Here is a 23668-nt window from a genome sequence, read left to right as displayed (position 1 = left end):
AGATGAGTGCAATCGTTGACATCGTCGGCCGCGAAATTCTCGACAGCCGAGGCAACCCCACCGTCGAGTGCGACGTGCTGCTCGAGTCGGGCACCATGGGCCGCGCGGCCGTGCCCTCGGGCGCATCGACCGGTTCGCGCGAAGCCATCGAGCTGCGCGACGGCGACATGAGCCGCTACCTCGGCAAGGGCGTGCTCAAGGCAGTGGAGAACATCAACACCGAAATTTCGGAGTCGGTGCTCGGCCTGGACGCCAGCGAACAGGCCTTCCTCGATCGCACGATGATCGACCTGGACGGCACCGACAACAAGGCCCGCCTGGGCGCCAACGCCACCCTGGCCGTCTCGATGGCCGTGGCCCGCGCCGCGGCCGAAGAGTCGGGCCTGCCGCTGTACCGCTATTTCGGCGGCATGGGCGGCATGCAGCTGCCGGTGCCGATGATGAACGTCATCAACGGTGGCGCGCACGCCAACAACAGCCTCGACCTGCAAGAGTTCATGATCATCCCCGTGGGCGCCAAGAGCTTCCGCGAGGCCGTGCGCTACGGCGCCGAAGTGTTCCATGCGCTGAAGAAGATCCTGGGCGACCGCGGCATCAGCACGGCGGTGGGCGACGAAGGCGGCTTCGCCCCCAGCGTCGAAAGCCATGAAGCAGCGATCCAGCTGATCCTCGAAGCGATCGACAAGGCCGGCTACACGGCAGGCGAGCAGATCGCCCTGGGCCTGGACTGCGCGGCCAGCGAGTTCTACAAGGACGGCAAGTACGTGCTGTCCGGCGAGAACCTGTCGCTGTCGGCCGAAAGCTGGACCGACATGCTCGCGACCTGGGTCGACAAGTACCCGATCATCAGCATCGAAGACGGCATGCACGAAGGCGACTGGGACGGCTGGAAGCACCTGACCGAACGCCTGGGCAAGCGCGTGCAGCTGGTGGGCGACGACCTGTTCGTCACCAACACCAAGATCCTGCAAGAGGGCATCGACAAGGGCATTGCCAACTCGATCCTGATCAAGATCAACCAGATCGGCACGCTCACCGAAACCTTCGCCGCCATCGAAATGGCCAAGCGTGCGGGCTACACGGCCGTCATTTCGCACCGCTCGGGCGAAACCGAAGACAGCACCATCGCCGACATCGCGGTGGGCACCAACGCCGGCCAGATCAAGACCGGCTCGCTGTCGCGCTCGGACCGCATCGCCAAGTACAACCAGCTGCTGCGCATCGAAGAAGACCTGGGCGACATCGCCGTGTACCCCGGTCGCAGCGCGTTCTACAACCTGAAGTAACGCCAGGACGCCACGCGCCATGCGCGCCCGCCTCGTTCCACCGATCATCCTGCTGCTGCTGCTGTCCATCCTGCAGTGGCAGCTGTGGAACGGGCGCGGCAGCGTGCGGGACGTGGGCCAGCTGCGCACCAAGCTGACCGACCAGAAGGAAGCCAACGCCAAGGCCGCGCTGACCAACGACCGCCTGAACTCCGAGGTCAACGACCTCAAGGACGGCCTCGAGATGGTCGAAGAACGCGCGCGCGCTGAACTGGGCATGGTCAAGCCGAACGAAGTGTTCGTACAGATCGCGCACTAGGATGCTCGGCAGTCTTCGCGTATTTCGCATACCTTCGCGGGACACCGCGGAACCCGCTTTGCCGGGCCGCTGGTGTCGCCCCCTCGAAGGGGGTGGGCGAAGCGACACGAAGTGCGCGTAGCCTGGGGTGAACCTTATTCTCGAGCTTCTCTCGGCTCCCGCATTCCTGCTGTGGGGCTCTCCTGTCAGCTGGCTCGAATTCGTCGCCGCCGTGCTGGCACTTGCCATGGTCGGCTGCAACATGCGCGAGATCCACTGGGGCTGGCCGCTGGCCATCGTCAGTTCGCTGCTCTACGTGGCCGTGTTCGCCAAGGCGCGCATCTACGGCGACGCGTCGCTGCAGGTCTTCTTCGCTTTCGTGGCCCTTTGGGGGTGGGCGCAATGGCTGCGCGGCCACCGCGCCGACGGCAGCGCGCTGCAGGTGAGCCGGCTCTCGCCGCGCGGCATCGCCCTCGCTCTGGCCGCCTGCGCCTTCGCATGGCCGGCGGTCGCCCTCTTCCTGATCTTTTTCACTGACACCGACGTGCCCTGGTGGGACGGCTTCGCCACTGGGCTGAGCCTGGTCGGGCAGTTTCTGCTCGGGCGCAAGTTCATCGAGAACTGGTTGATCTGGCTGGCGGTGAACGTGGTGAGCGTGGGGCTCTTCATCCACAAGGGCCTGTGGCTCACCGTGGGGCTGTACGCGGTGTTCGCGGTGCTCAGCGTGGCCGGCTACCTGGCATGGCGGCAGCGCATGCCGACCCCCCGGTGAAGAAGGCGGTGCGCGCATGACGCCCACCCTGCCGACCGGCTGCGTCATCGCGCTCGTGGGCGCCGAGAGCACCGGCAAGACCGAGCTGGCCCGCGCCCTCGCGCAGCGCCTGCAGGAGCGCGGCACACCTACCGCGCTCGTGAGCGAGTACCTGCGCGAGTGGTGCGAGCGCGAGGGCCGCACGCCGCGCCCCGACGAGCAGCAGGCCATCGCCGAAGAACAGACCCGCCGCATCGATGCCGCGGCTGCCGCAGGCGTGGTGGTGGCCGACACCACCGCGCTCATGACGGCGGTCTACAGCGAGCAATTGTTCGGCGACACCACGCTGTACGACGGCGCGCTGGCGGCGCAACGGCGCTATGCCATCACCCTGCTCACCGCGCTCGACCTGCCCTGGGTGGCCGACGACATGCGCGACGGCCCGCACGCACGCCAGCCGACCGACACGCTGGTGCGCGCCGCGCTCACCGGCGCCAGGCTGTCGTTTGCCGTGGTGCACGGCACGGGCGGCGAGCGCCTGGCCAGCGCATGGAACGCCATCAACTCGATCGCCGGCAACGAGGGCCGCGCGCGAGGCCGGCTCGATGCGAAGCCCGCCTCGTGGTCATGGCCTTGCGAGAAGTGTTCCGACCCGCAATGCGAACATAAGCTCTTCAGCGACCTGATCGCGCGCCGCGACTGACGAGCCACCGCGGCTGTCGCGCCGCATCGCGCCCGCGCCCTTTCACCGGAAACCCGATGCACATTTCGACCGCCGCTTTCGCCGCCCTGCTGCTGGCATCCGCCCCCGCCATCTCAGCCCCCGTCGCCGCCACCGTCGAGAACGGCACCACGACCACCGCCTGCGCCGAGGAAGACAACGTGTCCCTCACCCTGCGCGGCGAAGGCATCCGCCACATGCGCATCGAGGCGCTGCAGCCCGACTACCTCGACAAGATCGGCAACGACGTCACCGCACCCGACTTCTCGGGCTGCAACTTCGACGGCGGCGCGCACCCCACCGACCCGGCCCATCGCTTCAGGAAGCGCACGGTGGTGCTCATGGACAACGCCCAGTGGCGCATCGTCGGCATGACGCTGCCGACCTTCTGGCGCGCACAGCGTGTGCCCGTGCAGGTGGGCAAGCGCAAGGACAGCGGCTTTCACCTGCTGCAGGTGTTCAGGAAGCAGAACGGCAAGGCGCTCGAGGCCATCGTGCTTTATCCGTCCGACGGCTACTGGCGCCTGAAGCCGCTGCCCGACGCGCGCTTCGGCGACGGCGTGTACGGCTCGTCGTTCCTGCTGGGGCCGGTGGAGGCGGCGGCGCGGCCGGTGGTGAACATCGCGTCGATCCGCATCGTGCCCCGGCCGCTGGCCATTCATGTGCGCTTCACGGACGGTGGCAGCGCCGTGGCCCGCGTCGACGAAATCAGCCGCAAGCGCACCGCGCTCGACGTGACGTTCTCCAAGCCCACCGCCAGCGCCCAGCCCTTCGCGGTGCTGCGCTCGATGTACGTGACGCCCGACAACGCCGACGTGAGCGAGGTGCGCTGGCAGGCTTCGCCGCAAGCCGCGCCGCAGGTGCTGCCCTTGCCCGAGGTGAAGACCTTGCAGGCCACGCAGGTGCGCTTCGGGCGCAGCCTGCCGTCGAAGCACAACACCAGCGCGCCGGACATCGCGTTCGGCGGGTTCGACGACGCAGCGCGTCGAGACTGAACGCGCCCGCGTTCTACTGAACGATCGGACTGCCCGGAATCTGGTCCGTCGGCGGCCTGAAGATCTGCGCCGCATCGACCGCGTCGAAACGGTACTGCTTGCCGCAGAAGTCGCAGCCCACCTCGATGTCGCCGCGCTCGGCAAGGATGCTGTCGGCCTCTTCCACGCCCAGCCCGCGAATCATCTGCGCCACGCGCTCGCGCCCGCAGGTGCACGCGAAGTGCGGGCCCATCAGGCCGGCCTGCGGCTCGAAGCGCAGCAGCTTTTCTTCCCAGAACAGGCGGCGAAGAATGGTCTCGATGTCCAGCGTCAGCAGTTCGTCGCGCGTCAGGCTGGACGCGAGGATCGAGATGCGGTTGTAGTCCTCGTTCAGGCCGATCTGGTCTTCGTTGGCCTGGTCGTGGTCTCTTTGGGAAGTGCCCGACGTGCCTTCGAGGTTGCCCTCGCCCTTCACCGGCAGGCGCTGGATCAGCAAGCCCGCGGCCACCTTGTCGTCGGCCGCGAGCACCAGCGTGGTGTCGAGCTGCTCGCTTTGCAGCATGTAGTGCTGCAGCACGTCGCTGAGCTTGCCCAGCTTCTCGCCCTCGTCGCCGAAGAGCGGCACCACGCCCTGGTAGGGCGTGACACCGGGCAGCTTGTCCTTGGGGTCGAGCGTGATCGCGCAGCGGCCCTTGTTGTTCACGTTGACCATGTCCGGCAGGTGCGCATCGGCCGGCAGGTCACCGATGACCTTGGCGGTGGCGCGCAGGCTCAGGTCGGGCTTGGCCTCGGCCACGGCCACCTTCACCGGGCCGTCGCCGAAGATCTGCAGGATCAGCGCACCGTTGAACTTGATGTTCGACTGCATCAACGTGGCAGCGGCCGCCATCTCGCCCAGCAGTTCGGCCACGGGCGGAGGGTAGGGGCCGGTGGAGGTGTTGGAGGCGCGCCGCGCAAGGATCTCCTGCCACGCATCCGTCAGGCGCACGATCATGCCGCGCACCGGCAGGCCATCGAACAGGAATTTGTGCAGCTCGCTCAAAACATCATCTTTCTTCAATCAGGCCGTCTTCACGTGGAATACCGCGGAACCGGCTTTGCCGGGCCGCTGGTATTGCCCCCTGAAAGGGGGTAGGAGGCCACACGAAGTGGGCAAGCCTGGGGGTTAGCCAATTTTCTTCAGGCCCTTCGCGAAGCGATGGGCGTTCTCGACGTAGTGCTCGGCGCTCTGGCGCAGGCGGGCAGCCGCCGCGTCGTCCAGGGTGCGCACCACCTTGGCCGGCGAGCCGATGATGAGGGAGTTGTCGGGAAACTCCTTGCCCTCGGTCACGACGCTGCCGGCGCCAACGATCGAGTTGCGGCCGATCTTCGCGTTATTCAAGATCACGGCCTGGATGCCGATCAGCGAGTTGTCCCCCACCGTGCAGCCGTGCAGCATCACCTGGTGGCCCACGGTGACGTTGTCGCCGATGGTCAGCGGGCAACCGACGTCGGCATGCAGCACCGACAGGTCCTGCACGTTGCTGTTGCGCCCGATGGTCAGCGTCTCGGTGTCCCCGCGCAGCACGGCGCCGAACCACACGCTCGCGTTGTCCGCCAGCCTGACGTTGCCCATGACCTGCGCGCTGTCGGCCACCCATGCACCTTCGCCCAGTTGGGGAGCCATGCCGTCGAGTTCGTAGAGCGCCATTGTTCTTGTCTCCGGGAATGTCAAAGAAGGTCAAAACTAGAATTGTAGGGATGCACCCCCGATTGAGCGCGCTCGCCGCGCTGCGCCTGACAGATCCCGACGAAAAAGTGGCCGCTACGCGCGCCGCTGCTGCGTTGTCCGCTACAGATTCAATAGCAACCGACGTCCGCATGCCGGGCGACGACATCGGCGTGCCGGGTCGCCCCGAAAAGCCGCTGCGCGTGGCCGCCACCGCCGTGCAGAAACGCTCGCCCTTCACCCCCGAGGGCCGCGCGGCGCTGATCCATTCGATCTGCCACATCGAGTTCAACGCGATCAACCTCGCGCTCGACGCCGTGTGGCGCTACGACGGCATGCCCGAGGCCTATTACCGCGACTGGCTGCGCGTGGCCGACGAAGAGGCGCTGCACTTCACGCTGCTGCACACGCACCTGCAGGACATGGGCCACCGCTACGGGGACTTCCCCGGCCACGACGGCCTGTGGAACATGTGCGAGAAAACCAGGGACGACGTGCTCGCGCGCATGGCGCTGGTGCCGCGCACGCTGGAGGCGCGGGGGCTCGACGCCACGCCGCTCATCCAGGCCAAGCTCAGGCGCGTGAACACGCCGGACGCGCTTCGCGCGGTCGAGATCCTGGACATCATCCTGCGCGACGAAGTGGGCCATGTGGCCATCGGCAACCACTGGTACCGATGGCTGTGCGACGGCGCAGGCATCGACGCCGAGGCGACCTACCCCGCGCTGGTGGCGCGCTACGACGCGCCGCGGCACAAGCCGCCGTTCAACCTCGAGGCGCGCGGGCGGGCGGGGTTCAGCGCCGAAGAACTGCGCCAGCTCTCGGCAACCCAAGGCAAGCCCTGACGACGCCTGCCTAGGCGGCAGCCCGCGCGTGCACCACCAGCTTCGGCGTGAAGTACTGGAGCACCTCGCCGCGCTGGTTGCGCGTCTGGCAGCGCATCGTCACCATCGCGCGCCCGGGCTTGGAGCGCGAGGGCGTGATGTCGACGACCTCGCTGACCACGTGCAGCACGTCGCCGGGCCGCGTCGGCTTGGGCCATTGCAGCTCGCCGCCCGAGCCGATGATGCCGTCGGCCAGCGGAATGCCGCTCTCGACCAGCAGCTTCATCGTGAGCGCCGCCGTGTGCCAGCCGCTCGCGGCCAGACCGCCGAAGAAGGTGCTCTTCGCGGCCTCTTCGTCGGTGTGAAAAGGCTGCGGGTCGAACTGCTGCGCAAAGGCCTTGATCTGCGCCACGTCGAGCGCGTGCTCGGCGCTCTGGAAGCGGTCGCCGACCTTCAGGTCTTCGAGGTACAGCTTGTCCATGGAGGGTCTCCTTGAGGTTGCATCGGCGTGAGCAGCCTCAATCGGCCTTGATGCCCGCCGACTTGATGATGCGGCCGTTGCTCTCGAACTCGCTGGCGATCTCCCTGGCGAACGCTTGCGGCGTGCCGCCGGTCGGCACGTTGTCGGTGGCCGTGAGCTTGGCGCGCAGTTCGGGGCTGGCCAGCGCCTTGTTGATCTCGGCGTTGTACTTCGCCACCAGCGCAGGGGGCGTGGCGGCCGGCGCGAACACGCCGAACACCGAGTTGATGTTGGCCGCCTTGTAGCCCAGCTCGGCCAGCGTGGGCACCGCGGGCAGGCTCTCCAGCCGGGCCGGCGCGCCCACGGCCAGCGGGCGCAGCTTGCCCGACTGGATGTGCGACGACAGCGTCGGGCTCGCGTTGGTCGACAGAATCTCGAACTGCCCGCCGATGGCGTCGTTGAGCTGCTGTCCGCCTCCCTTGTACGGCACGTGCGTGATGTCCACGCCCGCCACCGCATGCAGTTGCTCCAGCACGATGTGGCCCAGCGACGCCGGCCCCGACGTGGCCCAGCGCACCGCGCCCGGGTGCGCCCTGGCATCGTCGATCAGCGCCTTGAAGTCCTTCGCCTTGCTGGCCGGCGTGGCGATCAACAGCACGGGCGAATACATCACGCTGGCCACCGGCGCCACGTCCTTCAGCGGATCGAAAGGCAGCTTGCCCAGGTGCGGGCTCAGCACCAGCGGGCTGATGGCCGAGAAGCCCAGCGTGGCGCCGTCGGGCGCGGCCTTGGCGACGGCGTCCATGCCGATGGCGCCGCTGGCACCGGCACGGTTGTCCACGATCACGGTGGTGCCCATCTGCGCGGCCAGGCGGTCGCCCAATGCGCGGGCGACCACGTCGCTGACGCCGCCGGCCGGATACGCGACGATGAGGCGCACGGTCTTGGGAACGGCCTGGGCGTGGGCGCCGGAGGCGGCGCAGAGCGCGGCGGCAGCCAGGAGTCGGGTCGCCGTGCGGCGCGAGTGCTTCGAAGAGGCCAGGAAATTCATGTCGGTCGGTTGCGGTTGCTTGGGTTGCATCAGTCCAGCTGCAGCTTGCGCGCCTTGATCAGCCTGGACCACTTCTCATTGTCCGCCTTGACGAAGGCCGCGAACCCGACAGGGCCGAGCGAATGCACCTCGGCGCCCGCGTCGATGAGGAGCTGCATCGGTCATTGATTCTTCAGCAGGCGCTGCAGGGTCAGCGCGTTGCCGACCGCCTCGCCGCCCGCCGTGTTGTCGAGGATGCACCAGCACTGGGCGCCCTCTTCCTTCGCGCGCCGCAGCCGCTTCGCAAGCAGCGCCAGCAACTCGTCGTCGTAGGCCGACCAGTAGCGCCGCGGCGAACCGTGCAGCCGCAAGTAGACAAGGCCCGGCCAGCCACCGGGTGCCGCAGCCTCGTCGAACAGCACCGGGTCTGCCAGCACACGCGCCACCTGAAAGCCCGCGAGCAGTCCATCGACCTGCGGCATGAACCAGCTGCGATGGCGCGGCTCCAGCACCACCGCGCCCGGATGCCTGCGCCGCAATGCCATGAGAAACATGCGCACCACCGTGGCGTCGAACGCCAGGCTGGGCGGCAACTGCGCGACCAGCGCACCCAGCTTGTCGCCGAGCCCCTCGACCTGCGCGGCAAATTCCTCGAACGCGGGCATCGCATCGACCAGCCTGCATTCGTGTGTCACCGCCTGCGGCAACTTGACTGCGAAGCGAAACCCCGAGGGCGTGCTCGCGGCCCAGCGTTCATAGGTTTCGCGCCGGTGCGGCCGGTAGAACGAAGTGTCGATCTCGACCGCGTCGAAGCGCTGCGCGTAGCGCTCCAGGTGCGAGCCCTCGGCCGCGAACGCCGGCCACAGCGCGCGCGGCAGGCTCCAGCCGGCGCAGCCGATGCGCCACGGTTCGGGAGGATCAGCCGCGCGGATGGTGTTTGGCATGCAGCTGCTTCAAGCGCTCGCGTGCCACGTGCGTGTAGATGGTGGTCGTCGAGATGTCGGCGTGCCCCAGCAGCAGTTGCACGGCGCGCAGGTCGACGCCGTGGTTCAGCAGGTGCGTGGCGAAGGCGTGGCGCAGCGTGTGCGGCGACAGCGGCACGTGGATGCCGGCGGTGGCCGCGTGCTTCTTCACGATGATCCAGAACATCACGCGCGTCATGCCCGCGCCGCGCGCCGTCACGAACAGGTCGGGCGTCTGCTGGCCGTCGAGGATGGCGGGGCGCGACTCGTCGATGTAGCGCTCGATCCAGCGCCGCGCCTCGCCGCCAAAGGGCACCAGCCGTTCCTTGTTGCCCTTGCCCAGCACCCGCAGCACGCCGTCGTTGAGGCTCATGTCGATGGCCTTGAGCCCCACCAGCTCGCTCACGCGCAGGCCGCTGGCGTACATCAGCTCCAGCATGGCGCGGTCGCGCAGGCCGAGGGGCGTCTCGACGTCGGGCGCGTTGAGCAGGTCGTCCACCTGTTTTTCAGACAGCGTCTTCACCGAGCGCGGCATCTGCCGCGCCGGCATGAGCCGGATGGTCGGGTCGGCCACCACGTGCCGCTCGCGCAGCGCCCAGCGGTAGTAGCGCTTGAAAACCGTGAGCCGGCGGTTGGCCGAAGTGGCCTTGCCCTTGGTGGACAGGCGCGCGCCCATGTAGGCCTGCACGTCGGGCTCCAGCGCGGCGGTGAGCGCGGCGCCGCCGCGTTGCTCGCGCAGCCACTGCGCGAACAGTGCCAGGTCGCGGCGGTAGGCGGCCAGCGTGTTCTTCGACAGCCCGTCCTCGAGCCAGAGGGCATCGATGAAATCGTCGATGTCGGGTGTTTGCGTGGCGGCCTCGGTCATGCGATGCAAGATAACAAAAGAAAAAGCCGCCCGGCATGCGGGCGGCTTTGCGGTGCGCGAAAAACCTCAGTCGAGCTTGAGGTTCTGCTTTTTCACCACGTCCTTGTAGACCTCGTACTCGGCCTTGATCTGCGCGGAGAACTGCTCGGGCGTGTTGGCCACGATCAGCGAGCCGGTGTCCTCGATGCGCTTGCGCACCGCCGGCTCTTCCACGGCCTTCTTCACGCCCGCGCTGATCTTGTCGACCACGTCTTTTGGCAGGCCCTTGGGGCCGAGGATGCCGTAGTACGCCATGCGGTTCACCGGCTCCAGGCCCACCTCCTTGAACGTCGGCACGTTGGGCAGCGCGGCCAGGCGCTGGGGCGCGGACACCACGATCGGGATCAGCCGGCCGCTGGTGATGAAGGGCATGGCCGAGGGGATGTTGTCGAAAATGATCGGCACCTGGCCGGCCACCACGTCGTTCAGCGCCGGGCCCGCGCCGCGGTACGGAATGTGCGTGACGAAGGTGGTGGTCAGGCTCTTGTAGAGCTCCATCAGCAGGTGGCCGATGCCGCCCGTGCCCGACGACGCGTACGAGTACTTGCCGGGGTTCTTCTTCAGCTCGGCCACGAACTCCGCGTAGTTCCTGGCTGGGAAGCTCGGGTTCACCGCAATGATGTTGGGCGTGGCCGCGATGTTGATGATCGGCGTGAAGTCGTTGATCGGGTCGTACGGCGTCTTCGGGTTGATGGCCGGGTTGGCCGCCGTGCTCGACACGGTGGCGATGCCCAGCTTGTAGCCGTCGGGCGTGGCGCGCGCGGTTTCTGCCGCGCCCACGATGCCGCCGCCGCCGGCGCGGTTGATCACCACCACCGGCTGGCCGAGCACCTTGCCGAGCGGGTCGGAGATCACGCGCGCCACGATGTCCGTCGTGCCTCCCGGTGCGAACGGCACGCTCAGCTCCACAGGCTTGTTCGGGTAGCCCTGTGCAAAGCTCTGGCCCGCGACCGCGACCAGTGCGGCGCCCCCCACCAGCGCGCTCCATTGACGACGTTGCATCGATAACTCCTTGGATTGTTTGATGTCGAAAAACGAAGCCCGGATGCTAGCGTCCGAAGGCCGCTTTCCATGCTGTGGAATACCCACGGTCCGTCCGGTTTATCCTCGAAGCGGTGAACTACGCGCAGCTGCTCTTCCCCGACTTCTCCCTCATCGCCATCGGCTGGCTCCTGTGCCGCTACACCGCGCTCGACCGCCGCGTGTGGGACCAGGTCGAGAGCCTCGTCTACTACTTTCTTTTTCCGGTGCTGCTGTTCCACTCGATCGTGCGCAGCCCGCTGGACTTCGGTGCGACGTCGAACCTGCTGACCGCGGGCCTGTGCATCGGCGCGTGCGGCATCGCCATGGCCTATGCCCTGCCCTTCGTGCCGGGTATCCGCTCGCACATCGACCGGCGCGACCATGCGGCCAGCACGCAGATCGCGTTCCGCTTCAACTCGTTCATCTGCCTGGCGCTGGCCGAGCGGCTGGCCGGGGGCGAAGGCCTTCTGCTGATCGCGGTGCTGATCGGCGTGTGCGTGCCCCTCTTCAACATTGCGGCCGTGTGGCCGATGACGCGCCATGCGAATACCGGTTTCTTGCGGCAGCTGGTGCGCAACCCGCTGATCGTCGCGACCGTGGCGGGGCTGCTGACCAACGTGCTGGGCTTCACGGTGCCGGGCTGGGCCACGCCGACGCTCACGCGCATCGGCGCGGCGTCGCTGGCGCTGGGGCTGCTCGCGGCCGGCGCAGGCATGAAGTTCTCGACGCTGGGCACGGGCAAGGTGCTGGCGGTGTCGGTGCTGTCGATCCGCCACCTGTTCCTGCCGCTGGTCGCCTGGGGACTGGTGCATGCGCTGCGGCTCGATGCGACGCAGGCCGTGGTGCTGATGGCCTTCTCCGCGGTGCCGACGGCGTCCAGCGCCTATGTGCTGGCCGCGCGCATGGGCTACAACGGGCCGTACGTGGCGGGGCTGGTGACGCTGTCGACGCTGCTGGGCGTTCTGAGCCTGCCGTTCGCGTTGGCGTTGCCGCGATAGGCATCCGCCGCGGGTCGCTCAGCGGCCAGGCGCCTGCCTGCTCAACCGCGCTGGAACACCGCCGGCACCGCCGACGCCAGCATCGCCACGCCGGACGCGGTCAACAAGCTCAGCACCAGCTTGCGGAACCTGGCCTCGCTGATGCCGATGTACAGCCGCGCGCCCAGCAGCACCGGCACCGCGACGGCCACGGCAACCAGCCCCAGCAGCGGCACGGTGGCGCGCGAAATGCTGCCGCTGGCCAGGTGGATCGCGAACGCCACCATCAGCATCGACAGATTGAAGTTCTGGATGACGGCACGCTGCGTGTCGCGCTGGAAGCCGCGCAGCGTGCACCAGAGCGTGGGAATGGTCCCCGAGAACCCGCCGATACCCGCCATCGCGCCGCCGATGGCACCGGCCACTCCGTCGGCCACGCGCCCGCCGAAAGCCAGCTTCGGCAGGTGCTGCGACATCAGCATGGCCGGACACCACAGCACCAGCAGCACGCCGAGGCACAGCTTGAAGACCACGAGGTCGAGGTGCGGCAGCAGCCACACGCCGAAGGGCACGCCGACCAGGCCGCCGAGCACGAAGGGCCACAGGATGCTTTTGTCGAAGGCCCGCCGCACGGTGAGCGCGGCGATCACCTGCCCGGTCAGCGCCCCGAACAGCGCGAGCAAGGCGGCCAGTTGCGGCTCCAGCGTCCAGGCCCAGACCGACATGGCGACCAGCCCGAACGCAAAGCCAGACAGGCCCTGCACGAACCCCGCCAGCACCGCGCCGGCGATCACATAGACATACAAGGCTTGCATGCGGCCGATGATATCGGCCGCGCTTCGGGTGAAAGCGGCGTCAGGCCGAGGCCGGCACCAGCGCCGTGCGGCGCACGCGGCGCACGTTGAAGGCGCTCGCAATGAGCACGCCCTGCACCAGCGCCAGGCCGACGATCACGCTCGTGTACTGGCCTGCGTCCATCAGCCGGCCGAACACCAGCGGCGCCACGGCCTGGCCGATGTCGAGCCCCGCATACACCACGCCGTACACCCGCCCGGTGGCATTGGGCGGTGTGGACTTCTTCACCAGCAGGTCGCGCGATGGCCCCGCGATGCCCGAGACGAAACCCATGGCACCGAACAGCACGGGCACCACGATCGGCGGAAAGTCCGCAAAGGCCAACACCAGCGCCAGCGTGGCCGCAATGCCGAAGCCCGCGCCCACGATGCGCTCGCAACGCGACGGGTCCGAAGCCAGGAAGCCGCCGAACACCATGCCGACCGCGCTGGCCACCATGTAGACCGTGAGGCACACCGCCACCAGCGCCACCGGCACCGCATGCAGGTGGCCCGCGGCGACCGGCGCGAAGGTCTGCACCACGCTGATCACCGCGGCATAGAAGAAGAAAAAGCCGAAGCACATCCACACGGCCGGAATGCGCAGAAAGTCGAAGTCGCCGCCGGCCGGCGCGTTGCCGCCCTGCCCCGTGGCCTTGTGCACCGCGGCCGCGTCGAGCGACAGCACGCTGCGGTACACCCACAGCACCAGCAGCACCACCAGGGCCACGACGCCTGCCGAGGCCAGCGCCACGCGCCATGAGTAGGCGATGGCGATCGGCACCACGAAGGCCGGCGCCAGCGCCCAGCCCAGGCTGCCGGTGATGCCGTGCACGCTGTAGGCATGGCCCAGCCGCGTGGGCGCGACCTTGCGGTTGAACAGCGTGTAGTCCACCGGGTGGAACACGCCGTTGCCGATGCCACCGACGACCGCGCTCAGCAGCAGCATCCAGTAGCTCTGCGCCGCCGCATAGCCGAAAGCCGCCAAGCCCAGCGCGCCCAGGCCCACGAACAGCACCGGGCGAGGGCCCAGCTTGTCGACAATGAACCCAGAGGCCGCCTGCACGATGCACGAGACCACGAAAAACACGGTGAGCACCGCGCCCAGCTCGACATAGCTCACGTTGAACGCGTCTTTCAGCCAAGGGAACAGCGGCGCCAGGATGAGCTGGCTGAAATGGCTGACCGCGTGGGCCAGGCCGACCAGCCCGATCAGCTTGGCGTCGGTGCGCAAGGTAGTGGGCGGAACGGCAGTCGAAGAAGGGGACGAAGAGGACATGGATTGCTACAAAAAACCGGAGCGGGCACCGATGCTATGCGGCGGTGGCGCGGCAGAATGGCGATACAGCGACAACATTTGTCGAAACCATGCCAAGCGACGCTCCTCCCTCCTACGCGACCGCCACAACCGCAGACACCGCCGCAGCGCCTGCCGCTCGGAGCGCGCGCGGCACGGTGGCCGCCCCCGCGCACAGCGTCGGGCCGCTCACGCCCCACCTCTACGCCCCCGACGCGGTGCGCCCGCTGCGCGCCAAGGAGCACTTCCTCACGGCCGACACGCGGGTCGAGCTGCACGAGCACCCCTGGCCACAGCTGACGTTCTCCACCCGCGGCGTGATCCGCCTGAGCACGCAGGACGGCAGCTACATCGTGCCGCCTTCGCGCGCGCTCTGGGTGCCGGCCAACATGCCGCACAGCATCACGCTGATCGAGGACGCGGAGCTGCGCACCGTCTACCTGCACGCCTGGATCGCGCCGACCTGGGAGAAATGCGAAGTGCTCGAAATCAGCCCGCTGCTGCGCGCGCTGATGCTGGCGCTCGACACCACGCCCGACGGCCTGCCACCGGCCGACCCGCATGCGCCGCAGCGCGAACGCATGATCGCGCCGCTGCTGGTCGACGAGCTGGAGCGCGCCACGCAGATCCGCATCGACGTGCCGCTGCCCACGGACAAGCGCCTGCGCCAACTGTGCGAGGCGCTGCTGCGCAATCCGGCCGACCGCGCCACGCTGGCCGAGCGCGCGGCCGCCATCGGCGCCAGCGAGCGCACGGTGGCGCGGCTGTTCCGCGACCAGCTCGGCATGAGCTGGCAGCAATGGCGCCAGCAGGCCGTGATGGCGCACGCGTTGCCGCTGCTGGCGCGCGGCATGGCCGTGAGCCAGGTGGCGGCCGCCAGCGGCTACGCCACCGACAGCGCCTTCTGCGCGATGTTCAAGGCAGCCACGGGCCGCTCACCGACGTCGTTCCAGCATCGCAAGCGCCCTGCCGCCGCCTGACCCGGCGGGGCTTCGGGGGCGAGCCATGGCGGGCCGCCGCGCTCTGGCAAGATCGCCCACCGACACCATGCACTCACAGATCCCCCTGCACATGGCGCCCGACGCCGGACCACCCACGTGGACCGCCGACATCTGGCTGCGCATGCGCCGCCACTTCCTGCTGAAGGCAGTCGGCACCACGGTCTTCACGTGGATCTTCTTCATCGGCTACTTCCACCTGCTGCGCAACCCGGCCTTTCCGGTCACGGTGATGCCGCTGACGGCGCTGGACCACCTGATTCCGTTCCAGCCCTACACGCTGGCCGCGTACCTGTCGCTCTGGCTGTACGTGGGCGTGGCGCCCGGCTTGCAGCTGACCTTCAAGGAGCTGGTGGTCTACGGGCTGTGGATCAGCGGCCTGTGCCTCACGGGGCTGGGGCTCTTCTATGCGTGGCCCACGCAGATCCCGCCGCTGCCCATCGATGCGTCGGGCTACCCCGGTTTCGCGATGCTGCAGGGCGTGGACGCTGCCGGCAACGCCTGTCCGTCGATGCATGTGGCGGTGGCCATCTTCACCGCGATTCGGGTGCACGACCTGTTGCGCCGGGCCCGCACGCCGGCCTGGCTGTACTGGATCAACTGGCTCTGGTTTGCCGCCATCGCCTATTCGACGCTGGCGGTCAAGCAGCACGTGGTGCTGGACGTGCTCGCCGGTGCGCTGCTGGGCATGGCCTTTGCGTTGCCCTCGCTGCGCTGGCGCCCGGGAAGGTACGCGGGGCAGCGTTAGCAAGGGGGATGTCCCTCAGGAGCGAGCGGATATCATCGGCAATCATTGATAACACTCACCACTGGCCGAGGAAGGGATCGACTCCATGGCACGCCCTTCAGGGGCGGCAATCGATTCGGCGGCACATGACGACAGGCATCGCACGATGAGTTCGCTGAAGGAATTGCAGGACCTGATCCACGAGAAGTACGGCATCGATCCGTCGAAGCTCGACCCGCATGCATCCATGCGGGAAACCGGCGGACTCGATTCGCTGGCGCTCGCAGAATTTCTCTTCGCCATCGAAGACCATTTCGGCATCACCATGCCCGACGAAGACGCAAGCATCGACACCCTGGCCGAACTCGCGCAGCTGGTCGACAAGGTGCGGGCCGCGAAAACCGTGTGAACCACGCCGTCGCAGTCACCGGTCTGGGCGTCGTGGCGCCGCATGGCGACGAGCCCGGCGCGCTGTTCCAGGCCCTGCTGCAGGGCCGCTCGGCCATCGGCCCCGTGTTTCCCGAACTGCCCAAGCCGGCCGCGGCCGCCACGGCGGCTTTCGACGAGACCCGCTGGTTCACCAAGCTGCAACTGGCAGGCGTCGACCGCGTGAGCCAGCTGGCCGTGGCCGCTGCCGACATGGCGATGCGCGACGCGGGCCTGGCGCCCGGCCAAACCGACGCCGACCCCGAACGCATCGGCGTTTTCTGCGGCTGCGGCATGGGCGGCGCGGCGGCGCTCGAAGCGGCCTACCGCGGCAACGGCCGCGTGTCGCCGCTGACCATCCCGGCCTTCATGCCGAATGCGCCGGCCGCCCACGTGGCCATGCGCCTGGGCGCGCAGGGCCCGGTGCTCACCTATTCCGTGGCCTGCGCCTCGTCGTCCGCCGCCATCGCCGAAGCGGCCAAGGCCGTGCAGCGCGGCGAGGTCGACATCGCCATTGCCGGCGGCAGCGAAGCGCTGATCGTGCCCGGCGTGGTCGTGGCCTGGCAGGCCATGCAGACGCTGGCCACCTTCCAGCCTGGCGAAGCAGCCGGCGCGGTGCGCCCGTTCGCCGCCGACCGCAGCGGCTTCGCACTGGGCGAAGGCGCGGCCTTCCTGGTTCTCGAATCCGCCGAGCGTGCCCGTTCGCGCGGTGCCCGCAGCTACGCCACGCTGGCCGGCTGGGGCCTGAGCAGCGACGCCACCCACCTCACCAAGCCCGATGCCCCGGGCCAGGCACGCGCCCTGCGCGCTGCGCTGCGGCAGGCCGGCCTGCAGCCGCGCGACGTGGGCTACTGCAACGCGCACGGCACGGCCACGCGCATCGGCGACGTGGTCGAGCGCAATGCACTGGCCGACGTGTGGGGCGACGACCTCGACGCGCTGCGCGTGAGCTCGACCAAGGCCTTGCACGGCCACCTGCTGGGCGCGGCCGGCGCCATCGAGGCGCTCATCACCGTGCTGGCGCTGCACCACCGTCAATTGCCGCCGAACGCCCACTGCACGGAGATCGATCCGGCCTGCCAGATGAACCTCGTGGCGCCCGGGGACACCGCGGCACCGTCGCTAGCGGCCGCCATCAGCAACTCGTTCGCCTTCGGCGGCACGAACTCCGTACTGCTGTTCCGCCGGCCGGACTAAGCCTGTTGCGATTGCGATTGCGATTGCGCTTGCGGCTCGGCCGCCGTCGCCCGCAGCCACGCCACGAAGGCGCCGATCAACGGATCGTCGGTGCGGCTGGGCGCCACGAACACGCTGTAGCCCCGGCTCGACGGCGCCCGGTGCGGGCAGGCCAGCACCAGTTCGCCGGAGCGCAGTTCACGCTCGACGAAATACGCTGGCACCAACCCCACGCCGAGGTCGGCGCGCACCGCAGCAATCAGCGTAGAGAACAGGTCGAAGCGGTGCCCCGCCACCAGGTTGTCCGGCGCCTGCGCGTGCGCGGTCTGGGCAAACCACTCCTCCCACGCGCCCATGCGGGTGCGCAACTGCAACAGCGGCGCGGCGCGGAAGTCGCCCCGCGCCATGACCGTGCGCCCCTTCGCCTGCGGCGAGCACACCGCCACGCACGACTCACCCATCAACGGCAGCGCGTTCGCACCGGGCCACACCGCGTCGTCGTACTGCACGCCCACGTCGAACGGCATGTCTTCCATGTAGAGGTGCGTCGGGAACACCTGCAGGTGCAGGCTGCAGCCCGGATGCTGCGCGATGAATGCCGGCAGCCGCGGCATGAGCCAGCCCTCGGCCAGCACCGGCACAGCGCCCACCAGCAGGCGCAGGCCGTCGGTGCGCTGCGCCATCGCTTCCAGCGTGTGGTTCTGCAGGCGCAGCAGGTCGCCCGACACCTGCCCGTGGTAGCGCCGCCCCGCCTCGGTGAGCTCGGTGCCGCGCGCGGTGCGCTGCACCAGCCGCACGCCGATCTGGCCCTCCAGCAGCCGCAACTGCTGGCTCACCGCGCTGTGCGTGAGGCACAGTTCCTCCGCGGCCTTGCCCACGCCATGGTGGCGGGCCACCGCGTCGAAGATCAGCAGCGCGCGGGTGCTGGGAATGTGGCGGCGCATGGTGGCCATGAGGGTCTGTTCGTTAGAAAAACTGACAAAGCGGAAGATTAAACCAGAGCAGGCAACTAGCACAGCCGCAAGAATTGCTGACGACACCGCGTCGTCGGCGCGTTCCTTTCCGTCTCACTCTCAAGGAATTCTCCTCACCATGTCCCGTCCAGCGTCTCTTCGCCTCGCCCCGATCGCTTTCGCCCTGGCCGCCGTCGCCGGCCTCGCCCATGCCCAGACCGGCTCCGTCGCCGCCGCGCCTACGCAGGTGCGCCCCGACGTCGACAAGGCCTACACGCAGCTGATGGCGTCCCCCGCCATCCTGAAGCTGCTGGACGCGGTGAAGGCCGACCACGAGCGCTCGGTCGAAGACCTGAAGATGCTCACCGAGATCGAGGCCCCGCCCTTCAAGGAACAAAAGCGCGCCGAAGCCTTCCTCGCACGCATGAAGGCGCTCGGCCTCACCGACGCGAAGATCGACGCCGAAGGCAACGTGGTCGGCCTGCGCAAGGGCACGGGCAATGGGCCCAAGCTGCTCGTCTCGGCGCATCTGGACACCGTGTTCCCCGCCGGCACCGACGTGAAGGTGAAGGAGCGCGACGGCAAGCTCTACGCGCCGGGCATCTCCGACGACACGCGCGGCCTGTCGGTGCTGCTGTCGTGGCTCAAGGTGCTGAACGACAACAAGGTGCAGACCGTGGGCGACCTGCTGTTCGTGGGCAACGTGGGCGAGGAAGAGCTGGGCAACCTGCGCGGCATCAAGGCAGTGTTCCGCGACAACCTGGACATCGACGGCATGGTCGGCCTGGAGCCCGCGCCCGATGGCACGGTGCTGATGCTGGGCACGGGCAGCCACCGCTACGAAGTGACCTTCAAGGGCCCGGGCGGCCACAGCTTCGGCGCCTTCGGCCAGGTGCCCAGCGCCATCCACGGCATGGGCCGCGCGATCGCCAAGATCGCCGACGTGCGCACGCCGACGTTTCCCAAGACGACCTTCACCGTGGGCACGGTGGGCGGCGGCACTTCGGTGAACACCATCGCGCCTGACGCGCGCATGGCGGTGGACATCCGCTCCGACGAAATGGCGCCGCTGCTGGAAACCGAGAAGAAGATCCTGGCCGCCATCGACGAAGCGGTGGTGGAAGAAAACAAGCGCTGGAACGTGAACACGCTCAGCGTGAGCACCAAGCTCATCGGCGACCGTCCGGGCGGCCGCACGCAGTCGGACACGGTGATCGTCGAGGCCGCCACGCGCTCGAACGCGGCCTTCGGCCACAAGACGCTGCTGACCGGCGCCAGCACCGACGCCAACGTGCCGATGTCGCTGGGCATCCCGGCCATCATCATCGGCGGCGGCGGCAAGACCGGCGGCTTCCACGCGCTCTCGGAATGGATCGACGTGACCGACGGCTGGAAGGGTGCGCAGAACTCGCTGGTGACGGTGCTGGGGCTGGTCGGCGTGCAGGGCACCACCACGCCGCTGCTCGAGAAGCGCCCCGTGCGCACCAAGTAATCGGGGCACCGCGGGGGCCCGAGTCCGGGGCACTCTCCGTTATGCTGGTGGCCGCTTCTCAAGGAGACCCACCATGCATGCTCGCTCCACCCTCATCGCCCTGGCCCTGCTCGCAGCGGGCGCCTCGGCGCAGGCCAACAACCTGCTCGACCAGCTGAAGGAAAAAGCCGGCGAGGCAGCCAGCGCCAACTCGCAAGGCGGCTCCGCCGGCGCCTCGTCGCTCGGCAACCTCGGCTTCAAGATGCCGGCCATCGGCGCCGGCACCATGGGCAATGCGGCCGGCGTGCTGCAGTACTGCGTGAAGAACAACTACCTGGGCGGCGACGCGGCCTCGGTCAAGGACAAGCTGCTCGCCAAGATCACCGGCCAGAAGCCGCAGGAAACCGGCTTCGCCAGCGGCGCCAAGGGCCTGCTGAAGGGCGGCGACGGCCAGACGCTGAACTTCAAGATCCTGTCGTCGAAGGTCAAGACCAAGGCCTGCGACTACGTGTTGAAGAACGCGACCTCGCTGATCTGATTCCGCCCCCGCTCCCTCGCTTTTCAGCATCGCTCCCGCGCGGCGCACCGCGCATGTGCCTGCCTGTTTCTTCTCCGTGCGCCCGCAAACGTTCATGACCCCGGCTGCCCCCTCCTCTTCCCTTCGCCAGCGCCTCGCGCGCTGGGTTCCCTGTCTCGCCTGGCCGCGCCCCTCCGCCGCGCTGCTGCGCAACGAGGCCATGGCCGGCATCACCGTGGCGCTGATGGTCATTCCGCAAGGCGTGGCCTACGCCGCGCTGGCCGGCATGCCGCTGGTGACGGGCGTGTACGCGGCACTGTTCCCGGCGCTCATCGCGGTGATGTTCAGCTCGTCGCAGCGCCTGTCGGTCGGGCCCACGGCGCTCACCAGCCTGCTGGTCGGCGCCTCGCTCGCGCCGCTGGCGGTGGCGGGCAGCGCCGAATGGGTGGCGATGGCGGTGTGGCTCACGCTGATGTCCGGCACCATCCAGATCGTGCTGGGCGCGGGGCGCTTCGGCTGGCTGCTGCGGCTGGTCAACTCGCCGGTGCTCATCGGCTTCACGCAGGGCGCGGCGGTGCTGATCGCCATCTCGCAACTGCCCGCGCTGCTGGGCTTCACGGGGCGCACCATTCCGCAGGTGCTGCAGGGCGGCCCGCTGCCCGACCTGGTGGCCATCGCCTTCGGCCTGGGCAGCGTGGCGGTGCTGTGGCTGGGCAAGCGCCTGCTGCCGCGCTTTCCGACCACCATGGCGCTGGTCGCCGGTGCGGCCGCCATCAGCTGGGCGGTCGACTACGCGCTGCGCGGCGGCGCGGTGGTGGGCAGCCTGCCTTCGGGCCTGCCTTCGCCGTACTGGCCCGGCCTGCTGCCGCTGGGCACCTTCAGCGCGCTGGTGCTGCCGGCGCTGATGATCACGCTGGTGAGCTTTCTGGAAACCGCGTCGAGCGCCAAGGTCGACAACGCACGTGCCGGCACGCTGTGGAACGAAAACCAGGACCTCATCGGCCAGGGCCTGGCCAAGCTGGCCTCGGGCTTCACGGGGGCCTTCCCCACCAGCTCGTCGTTCTCGCGCTCGGCCATCACGCTGTATGCGGGCGCGCAGACCGGCTGGGCCACGCTGTTCAGCGTGGCGGTGGTGGCCGGTGCGCTGCTGTGGCTGATGCCGCTGCTGTACCACGTGCCGCAGGCGGTGCTGGCGGCGGTGGTGGTCACGGCCATCCTGGGGCTGGTGAAGCCCGCGAGCTTCAAGGCGCTGTGGCGCGTGTCGCGCATCGAGGCCGGCATTGCCTTCGGCACCTTCGTGCTGACCATCGCCACCGCGCCCAGCATCTACTGGGGCGTGCTGGGCGGCCTGCTGGCCAGCATGGCGCACTACATGTACCGCCACCTGCACCCCCGCATCATCGAAGTGGGCCTGCATCCCGACGGCAGCCTGCGCGACCGCCACCTGTGGAAGCTGCCGCCGCTGGCGCCGCACCTGCATGCGCTGCGCATGGACGCGGAACTCGACTTCGCCTCGGCCTCCACGCTGGAACGCGCGCTTACCGTGGCGCTGTCCGAGCGGCCCGAGCTCACCGACGTGTGCCTGTTCGCGCAACCCATCAACCGCATCGACATCACCGGCGCCGAGGTGTTCGGCTCGATCCGCCGGATGATGGAGTCCAAAGGCGTGCGCCTGCACCTGAGCGGCCTGAAGCTGCCTGCCATGCAGGTGCTGGAACGCGCCGGCCTGCTGGCGCCGGGGCCCCTGCTCTTCAGCTACCGCACCGACGGCGAGGCGCTCGCGGCGCTGATGCCGCGCATCGACGTGCCGGTGGCCGAAGCCGAAGCCACGCACTGAACCACACGCACCGCGTGCGCCCATGAAGACCACCATCGAAGAACTGGTCGCCTTCCGTACGGTGGTGGACGCGGGCTCCATCACGGCCGCGGCCGACCAGCTCGCGCAAACGGTCTCGGGCATCAGCCGCGCGCTGAGCCGGCTCGAGCAGAAGCTGGACACCACGCTGCTGCGCCGCACCACGCGCCGGCTCGAGCTCACCGAGGAAGGCGCGGCCTTTCTTCAGCGCACGCGCGCCATCCTCGATGCCATCGACGACGCCGAAGAGCAGATGGCCGCGCGCCGCCAGCAACCCGCGGGGCGGCTGCGCGTGAACGCGGCCTCGCCCTTCATGCTGCACGCCATCGTGCCGCTGGTGCCGGAGTTTCGAAAGCTCTGCCCGCAGATCAGCCTGGAGCTGGACACCGACGACCTGACCATCGACCTGCTGGAGCGGCGCACCGACATCGCCATCCGCATCGGGCCGCTGCGCGACTCCACGCTGCATGCGCGCCCGCTCGGCACGCACCGCCTGCGCGTGCTCGCGAGCCCCGCCTACCTGGAGGCGCACGGCAAGCCGCGCAAGGTGGCCGAGCTGGCCGAGCACGCGTTGCTGGGCTTCACCCAGCCCGAGTCGCTCAACCGCTGGCCGCTGCGCGGCGTGCATGGGGACGAATGGAACATCGCGCCCACGGTGGCCGCGTCGAGCGGCGAAACGCTGCGCCAGCTGGCGCTGGCCGGCGTGGGCATCGCGTGCCTGTCGGACTTCATGACGGGCGCCGACCGGGCGAGCGGCGCGCTGGTGCAGGTGCTGGCCAAGGACACGGCGGACGTGCGCCAGGCCGTCAACGCGGTGTACTACCGCAACACGCAGCTGTCGGCGCGCATCACGTCGTTCCTGGATTTTCTTTCGCAGCGCATGACCTGAAGGGCACGGCCTCACGGCCTGCCCACGGCACTACTGCGGCTGCTTTGGCGTGAAGCGCTCCACCGCGGCCGACGCGATTTCGTAGCCACTCACGCCCATGTCCGCCGAGTTGAAGCGCGCCGCCTTCAGCGTGCCGCTGACGTACACCGTGTCCATGGCATGCAGCCCCTTGACGGGCGCAGGCGCGATCACATGCACGATCTGGTTGGCAGGCGGCGGTGGTGTGTGGATGCAGGCGCCGAAGTACGGCACCAGCAGAAATTCGCGAATGCCGTCCTGCGAGGCGTCCAGCGGCACCACGAAGCCAGCGAGCCTGGCGGCCTTGCCGTCGAGCGCCACGTTGACCGGCGCGTTGTCCCAGACGGCGCGCATCTCGTCGAGCAACTGGATCGCGCGCGGGTCGTTGTCGCGCAGCGCCTCGAGGCTGATGTTGCGGTAGCGCTTGGTGGGGTCCCAGCTCTTGGGAACCAGCTCTTCCCACTTGAGCTCGGTGGTGGCGGTCGTGGCGGTGGCGACGTTGCCCGCGCCCTGCGCCGACCCCGGGCCGCACCCGGCCAGCAGCGCGGCGGCGGTGGCCAGGACAAGCGCCGACAGCACCACGGCGGGAAAGAACCTTCTCATTGCCGCGA

Annotated in this window: 27 protein-coding genes; 15 read left to right on the top strand and 12 right to left on the bottom strand. The window is 68.8% G+C overall.

All coding sequences use genetic code 11. The features are described 5' to 3' along the window. Positions 1-2 precede the first annotated feature (2 nt). From eno to ACSFA5_RS08800, 5 genes are all read left to right on the top strand, one after another. Positions 3-1286 carry a phosphopyruvate hydratase gene (gene eno, locus ACSFA5_RS08820; RefSeq protein ID WP_435443634.1) on the top strand — a complete coding sequence of 428 codons (1284 nt, stop codon included), beginning with the start codon at positions 3-5 and terminating at the stop codon, positions 1284-1286. 19 nt (positions 1287-1305) lie between these two features. Then, positions 1306-1584, top strand: coding sequence for a cell division protein FtsB (gene ftsB, locus ACSFA5_RS08815; protein WP_435443633.1), 279 nt, complete (start codon positions 1306-1308; stop codon positions 1582-1584). A 136-nt stretch (positions 1585-1720) separates the two neighbouring features. Beyond that, positions 1721-2335, top strand: a complete 615-nt coding sequence (gene pnuC / locus ACSFA5_RS08810; RefSeq protein ID WP_435444086.1) for a nicotinamide riboside transporter PnuC — start codon at positions 1721-1723, stop codon at positions 2333-2335. A 16-nt stretch (positions 2336-2351) separates the two neighbouring features. Then, positions 2352-3017, top strand: coding sequence for an AAA family ATPase (locus ACSFA5_RS08805; RefSeq protein WP_435443632.1), 666 nt, complete (start codon positions 2352-2354; stop codon positions 3015-3017). Between the two features lie 56 nt (positions 3018-3073). Further along, a complete protein-coding gene (locus tag ACSFA5_RS08800; protein WP_435443631.1) occupies positions 3074-4030 on the top strand; it encodes a hypothetical protein in 957 nt (318 codons plus the stop codon). Positions 4031-4043: 13 nt separating this feature from the next. Here the strand turns inward: ACSFA5_RS08800 and hslO are convergent, their stop codons facing one another. Next, positions 4044-5051, bottom strand: coding sequence for an Hsp33 family molecular chaperone HslO (gene hslO / locus ACSFA5_RS08795; RefSeq protein ID WP_435443630.1), 1008 nt, complete (start codon positions 5049-5051; stop codon positions 4044-4046). A gap of 123 nt (positions 5052-5174) precedes the next feature. Beyond that, the gene (locus ACSFA5_RS08790; RefSeq protein ID WP_435443629.1) at positions 5175-5699 is read right to left on the bottom strand and encodes a gamma carbonic anhydrase family protein; all 525 of its coding nucleotides are present in this window, start codon (positions 5697-5699) and stop codon (positions 5175-5177) included. Between the two features lie 50 nt (positions 5700-5749). Between ACSFA5_RS08790 and ACSFA5_RS08785 the strand changes: the two genes are divergently transcribed. Continuing rightward, the gene (locus tag ACSFA5_RS08785; protein ID WP_435443628.1) at positions 5750-6562 is read left to right on the top strand and encodes a ferritin-like domain-containing protein; all 813 of its coding nucleotides are present in this window, start codon (positions 5750-5752) and stop codon (positions 6560-6562) included. Between the two features lie 10 nt (positions 6563-6572). On the opposite strand, the gene ACSFA5_RS08780 is transcribed toward ACSFA5_RS08785, so the two are convergent. From ACSFA5_RS08780 to ACSFA5_RS08755, 6 genes are all read right to left on the bottom strand, one after another. After that, entirely contained in the window at positions 6573-7022 is a 450-nt protein-coding gene (locus ACSFA5_RS08780; protein ID WP_435443627.1) for a MaoC family dehydratase, read from the bottom strand. A 37-nt stretch (positions 7023-7059) separates the two neighbouring features. After that, positions 7060-8052, bottom strand: coding sequence for a Bug family tripartite tricarboxylate transporter substrate binding protein (locus tag ACSFA5_RS08775; protein WP_435444085.1), 993 nt, complete (start codon positions 8050-8052; stop codon positions 7060-7062). A gap of 29 nt (positions 8053-8081) precedes the next feature. Further along, positions 8082-8210 carry a hypothetical protein gene (locus ACSFA5_RS08770; RefSeq protein ID WP_435443626.1) on the bottom strand — a complete coding sequence of 43 codons (129 nt, stop codon included), beginning with the start codon at positions 8208-8210 and terminating at the stop codon, positions 8082-8084. Between the two features lie 3 nt (positions 8211-8213). Continuing rightward, on the bottom strand, positions 8214-8975 hold the full coding sequence (locus ACSFA5_RS08765) for a DUF72 domain-containing protein (RefSeq protein ID WP_435443625.1): 762 nt from the start codon (positions 8973-8975) through the stop codon (positions 8214-8216). After that, positions 8950-9858, bottom strand: a complete 909-nt coding sequence (gene xerD / locus ACSFA5_RS08760) for a site-specific tyrosine recombinase XerD (protein ID WP_435443624.1) — start codon at positions 9856-9858, stop codon at positions 8950-8952. Before xerD ends, ACSFA5_RS08765 begins: the two co-directional genes overlap by 26 nt. Before the next feature lie 66 nt (positions 9859-9924). Next, positions 9925-10899 (bottom strand): tripartite tricarboxylate transporter substrate binding protein BugE, encoded by a 975-nt coding sequence (locus ACSFA5_RS08755; RefSeq protein ID WP_435443623.1) that lies wholly within the window; start codon positions 10897-10899, stop codon positions 9925-9927. Between the two features lie 113 nt (positions 10900-11012). On the opposite strand from ACSFA5_RS08755, the gene ACSFA5_RS08750 reads away from it, so the two are divergent. Next, positions 11013-11918 carry an AEC family transporter gene (locus ACSFA5_RS08750; RefSeq protein ID WP_435443622.1) on the top strand — a complete coding sequence of 302 codons (906 nt, stop codon included), beginning with the start codon at positions 11013-11015 and terminating at the stop codon, positions 11916-11918. A gap of 41 nt (positions 11919-11959) precedes the next feature. Here the strand turns inward: ACSFA5_RS08750 and ACSFA5_RS08745 are convergent, their stop codons facing one another. Together ACSFA5_RS08745 and ACSFA5_RS08740 are read right to left on the bottom strand one after the other, a co-directional pair. Then, positions 11960-12712 carry a sulfite exporter TauE/SafE family protein gene (locus tag ACSFA5_RS08745; protein ID WP_435443621.1) on the bottom strand — a complete coding sequence of 251 codons (753 nt, stop codon included), beginning with the start codon at positions 12710-12712 and terminating at the stop codon, positions 11960-11962. A 40-nt stretch (positions 12713-12752) separates the two neighbouring features. After that, positions 12753-14009, bottom strand: coding sequence for an MFS transporter (locus tag ACSFA5_RS08740; protein ID WP_435443620.1), 1257 nt, complete (start codon positions 14007-14009; stop codon positions 12753-12755). A gap of 89 nt (positions 14010-14098) precedes the next feature. On the opposite strand from ACSFA5_RS08740, the gene ACSFA5_RS08735 reads away from it, so the two are divergent. The 4 genes from ACSFA5_RS08735 to ACSFA5_RS08720 all read left to right on the top strand — a co-directional run bounded on the left by ACSFA5_RS08735 (position 14099) and on the right by ACSFA5_RS08720 (position 17375). Then, complete coding sequence (locus ACSFA5_RS08735) at positions 14099-15007, top strand: AraC family transcriptional regulator (RefSeq protein WP_435443619.1); 909 nt, start codon at positions 14099-14101, stop codon at positions 15005-15007. Between the two features lie 67 nt (positions 15008-15074). Then, positions 15075-15773, top strand: a complete 699-nt coding sequence (locus ACSFA5_RS08730; protein WP_435443618.1) for a phosphatase PAP2 family protein — start codon at positions 15075-15077, stop codon at positions 15771-15773. 145 nt (positions 15774-15918) lie between these two features. Then, positions 15919-16161, top strand: coding sequence for an acyl carrier protein (locus tag ACSFA5_RS08725; RefSeq protein WP_435443617.1), 243 nt, complete (start codon positions 15919-15921; stop codon positions 16159-16161). Continuing rightward, positions 16158-17375 carry a beta-ketoacyl-[acyl-carrier-protein] synthase family protein gene (locus ACSFA5_RS08720; protein WP_435443616.1) on the top strand — a complete coding sequence of 406 codons (1218 nt, stop codon included), beginning with the start codon at positions 16158-16160 and terminating at the stop codon, positions 17373-17375. The genes ACSFA5_RS08725 and ACSFA5_RS08720 overlap by 4 nt, the downstream gene beginning before the upstream one ends. Here the strand turns inward: ACSFA5_RS08720 and ACSFA5_RS08715 are convergent. Then, positions 17372-18298: a LysR substrate-binding domain-containing protein gene (locus ACSFA5_RS08715; RefSeq protein WP_435444084.1), complete on the bottom strand. Its 927-nt coding sequence runs from the start codon at positions 18296-18298 to the stop codon at positions 17372-17374. The genes ACSFA5_RS08720 and ACSFA5_RS08715 overlap by 4 nt on opposite strands. A 148-nt stretch (positions 18299-18446) precedes the next feature. On the opposite strand from ACSFA5_RS08715, the gene ACSFA5_RS08710 reads away from it, so the two are divergent. The 4 genes from ACSFA5_RS08710 (at position 18447) to ACSFA5_RS08695 (ending at position 23039) form a co-directional block, all read left to right on the top strand. Next, a complete protein-coding gene (locus ACSFA5_RS08710; RefSeq protein WP_435443615.1) occupies positions 18447-19799 on the top strand; it encodes a M20/M25/M40 family metallo-hydrolase in 1353 nt (450 codons plus the stop codon). Positions 19800-19872: 73 nt separating this feature from the next. After that, on the top strand, positions 19873-20316 hold the full coding sequence (locus ACSFA5_RS08705; RefSeq protein ID WP_435443614.1) for a DUF2501 domain-containing protein: 444 nt from the start codon (positions 19873-19875) through the stop codon (positions 20314-20316). Positions 20317-20410: 94 nt separating this feature from the next. Continuing rightward, positions 20411-22132, top strand: a complete 1722-nt coding sequence (locus ACSFA5_RS08700) for a SulP family inorganic anion transporter (RefSeq protein WP_435443613.1) — start codon at positions 20411-20413, stop codon at positions 22130-22132. Between the two features lie 22 nt (positions 22133-22154). Beyond that, entirely contained in the window at positions 22155-23039 is an 885-nt protein-coding gene (locus ACSFA5_RS08695; RefSeq protein WP_435443612.1) for a LysR substrate-binding domain-containing protein, read from the top strand. Positions 23040-23069: 30 nt separating this feature from the next. Here ACSFA5_RS08695 and ACSFA5_RS08690 read toward each other — a convergent pair whose 3' ends face one another. Beyond that, the gene (locus ACSFA5_RS08690) at positions 23070-23660 is read right to left on the bottom strand and encodes a DUF3299 domain-containing protein (RefSeq protein ID WP_435443611.1); all 591 of its coding nucleotides are present in this window, start codon (positions 23658-23660) and stop codon (positions 23070-23072) included. Positions 23661-23668 lie beyond the last annotated feature (8 nt).

Source organism: Variovorax monticola, assembly GCF_051216855.1.
GTDB lineage: Bacteria > Pseudomonadota > Gammaproteobacteria > Burkholderiales > Burkholderiaceae_C > Variovorax.
Note: the sequence above shows the minus strand (reverse complement) of the source record. Positions and strands in the feature narration are given on the sequence as shown.